The sequence below is a fragment of the Paenibacillus filicis genome (genome assembly GCF_038070315.1).
In the GTDB taxonomy this organism is placed as follows: Bacteria; Bacillota; Bacilli; order Paenibacillales; family NBRC-103111; genus Paenibacillus_G; species Paenibacillus_G filicis.
Map to the genome: position 1 here is coordinate 1 of NZ_JBBPCC010000049.1, position 3359 is coordinate 3359.

At 44.0% G+C, this 3359-nt stretch carries 3 protein-coding genes; 1 reads left to right on the forward strand and 2 read right to left on the reverse strand.

Features of this window, described 5'->3' with window-relative positions; genetic code table 11:
• The first annotated feature begins 334 nt into the window (after positions 1-334).
• Positions 335-1939 (forward strand): copper amine oxidase N-terminal domain-containing protein, encoded by a 1605-nt coding sequence (locus WMW72_RS35405; RefSeq protein WP_341420297.1) that lies wholly within the window; start codon positions 335-337, stop codon positions 1937-1939.
• 374 nt (positions 1940-2313) lie between these two features.
• Here WMW72_RS35405 and WMW72_RS35410 read toward each other — a convergent pair whose 3' ends face one another.
• Positions 2314-3057: a barstar family protein gene (locus tag WMW72_RS35410; protein WP_341420298.1), complete on the reverse strand. Its 744-nt coding sequence runs from the start codon at positions 3055-3057 to the stop codon at positions 2314-2316.
• A gap of 39 nt (positions 3058-3096) precedes the next feature.
• Positions 3097-3359: hypothetical protein (locus WMW72_RS35415; RefSeq protein WP_341420299.1), on the reverse strand; the 263-nt coding region annotated here is incomplete at its 5' end.

Below are 3359 nucleotides of genomic sequence, written 5' to 3' on the forward strand. Positions count from 1 at the left end.
TGCTGTACCTGGCGACCATGGATGTACTGCGAAAATGGACAGGACGGGTGCAGAACTGGGGTCAAATTCTGCTGCAGCTCACGGTATTTTATCCGGAGCGCGTCCAGGTGCGCTAAGCGGCTTGATGCGGAGGGGGCGGGCCTGATAGGCTGATCGCCGGAGCGAAAAAGGCCCATAGGCCCCTTCGCCCATCGCGGGTGCATCGGGCCCGCCAGAGGCTCCGGGTCAAGCTGCGGCTCGCTGTTTGCTAGATTCTGCTTTCAAAGGTTACACTTTTTAATTGACAGTCTCTAGTGAAATTATGTTTACCTCCGAATCGTGAAGAGGACTTACTGTGGACACCATACCATACTTGATGAAGGGATCAACATCTATGCGGCGAAAAGCATCACTGCTTCTGTTAGCTTCTCTTATACTTTCATACTTGAATACACCGATGGCCCGTGCGGAAGCACCTGCCGTTCATGAAGTGGTGCTAACCTTAAACGATACAACCGCCCAATCCAAGGGGGCTATCGTTCAGTTATCATCAGCGCCTTATTTAATGAACGATACGACGATGGTACCCTTGCGCTTCGTGAGCGAGGCTTTGGGAGCGGAGATTCAATGGAATGAGGCTACCCGAACCGCTCTATTGACCTATGGAACACAGTCCATTCAGCTTACGATTGATTTCAATGAGGCTATTTACAATGGGAAATCCGTTCATTTGGACCAGCCGGCTGTCATCGTAAAGGAATCAACGATGGCCCCCCTTCGTTTTATAGCGGAATGCTTCGACTATAAGGTTTCTTTCGACTCAGCCACTCGGGCGATCACCCTGTCTCCCCAGAAGATACAGCCTGGTCAGGCAGAGGTGGCAAAGCCGAAACGGCTGACGAAAATCACGGTTGATAATCTGACTACTGATCCGGAGATCAATACGCCTAAACCCTATCCATCCATCGTTAGCAGCATTGCGGCTGATCGAAATGGTCGTATCTATTTGCTTGAAAACAATAGTAGCTTGGGGTATGTTTTCAAAGAGTATGATCCAACTAAAGGAAAAACACCCCGCATCTTGTCTCAGGTGAACGGCAACGGCAGCTATAACTTTGAATATCAAGATATTCCCGAATATGACATCAGGTCTGCACCGTCGGATGTGCGTAAGCGAACCTTTCATTACCTCGACTTTATTCCGGAAGAGCTGAAATATAACTTTGCAACCGACTCCCTATATGTCCTAGGATCACAGGTCGTCTATAAACTTGCTCCAGAGATTCATATGGTGACCCATTGGAAAACCTTCACCACTCCAACACTAGACAAAAACAAACGGATTCCGAAGAATGACCACTCCTTCTTCTTCGATACGGCTGATGGCGAAACCTTCTATATGGGGAGCGCATTCAACATCTATGCTACGCAGAAAAGCGGAGGAAGCCGATATGTAGCCAAGTCGACTAAAGAAGACACTAGGCTCGTCTCCACAGTGAAAGACGGCATCATCTATGTGTATGATCAAGAAACAGGTGATATATCCACAGTAACCGATCAAGGCTATACAATTGTCGCCCGTGCTCACATTGATCATATTGTCAATATGACATCAGCCAATGGAGTATTTTATGCAGTCGACTCCAATAAAGTTTATCGCATCGATACGAAGGGTCAAATTCAAGTGCATGTATCCTTCGACGAGTTGTACTACAACCGCGGCTTATATGATCCAAAGACAGGCCGTTACGAGCAGATCTTTGTCCAACCGAATAATCAGGATCTTCGCTTCAATAAAGACGCGCCCGAGCAGATAAACGAATCGTTCCAGAAAACCCAGGTGGAGCCGAGGGCAATCGAGATAAAAGAGCATACACTGCTCACTGTCGATGCCAAGGAAAATATCATCTTATTCGATGGACAGAACCAGATGCTGCGCAGAATCCATATCTACGAGTAGCGCCCTCTGTCTTCTAGTTGATGAACCGCAGCGCTTAAAGCCTGCGGTTTCTTTCTTCTAAATTCCTCAGGTTCATACCCACAGGCCCTGTTCACCCGACTTGGCTATACGAAGAAAGGCGAACTTATTTTTCCCGACAAAATCAAAACCTTTTTACTTCTACGAAAAGGAAGTAGACGGATTATAGTTTGTACTGCTCTTTATACTTTCTTTGCTAATCCAGCTAGCCAGCTAACATAGCTTTCTAAGTCAATTCGTTCATAAATAGTCACGGAGCTCTCTTCTTGATTATTGTTTTTGATTCAGCGGTATCCAATTAAACTGAGTTATAATATTGAGCTTAGTGTTCCATATTCCTGCATGCCTAATTAAATTTAAGGATAAACGATGGTTACTTGATGTGAGATCAGCAAGTCCGTCAGTCTTTGTAATTTTAAAGAATCTGTTTTGTTTTTCTGAATATTAAAATGAAGATTAAATGGCGGTATTGCCCCAAAACCTCCGTAAAAACAATCCTCCAAACTATCTAAATTAAATCCATAATACCCGCCTGGTCCATTCATCGCTTCTCCTAAAGCGCAGTAGAAGGAAACAGAGTCGGTCACATGAGTCATATCCAAGTAGTAATTGCCATCACGACTGATAGCATACTTAGCAAAGCTAGAGTGTATGCGGACAACCTCTGACCAGCCCAATCTTTGTTTTTGTGATAACTTAGCCCAAGCATTCATCGATAATGGCTTCGAAATCATCCATTCATCCCAAATTTCCTTAGCTTCCTGAGAGGGGGCTGATAAACATCCGACAAGTACCCTCAGATTGATATTAGCCGGAGTCGTTATAATCGCTTTGTGCAGATAGTACGGCTTGCATAGGCCGAAGTAATATGAACCTATCACATGTTCACCTTGTTCCAATATATGTATATAGATACCCATTATTTTGGATTTAGTGATCATACAATGCCGGATGAACTCTTCATTTAAGCTTAATCCGTCTATGCTGATTTCATAAAGTACACGATCATGATCTTCGTGCTCATTTACAAGTCCATCAATATCCAAACATTCCCCAATAGGAAGATTGCTTTCTTCATCTATGAGCAGATATTTATTCATAAGGCTCCTTATAAATTATTTCGGATGCTTTCTTCGTCTTCATGAGCTGCGCTGCCTGTATAGTAGAAACAAATAGATGCCAATAATTATGATGGTTTGCAAGAGCATTTGAATCATGAAACCAAGCTTGTATATGGAAAACAAGAAGATGATTACATTTAAAAGGACAGCAAGAGGGTCTGTCAAATCTTTTGTGTAAACTCTTTTAAAAGACTTCTCCCCGAGGGGAGAAAAATTTTCAGCGCAGATGCTGACCGATGCGATCTGGGTAGAAAACAGATAGTTGGAGCAGCATTTGCCCC

Excerpts from the sequence above, each read along its gene's own strand:
- WMW72_RS35410 (WP_341420298.1), bottom strand. The coding sequence starts at position 3,057 with ATGAATAAATATCTGCTCATAGATGAAGAAAGCAATCTTCCTATTGGG.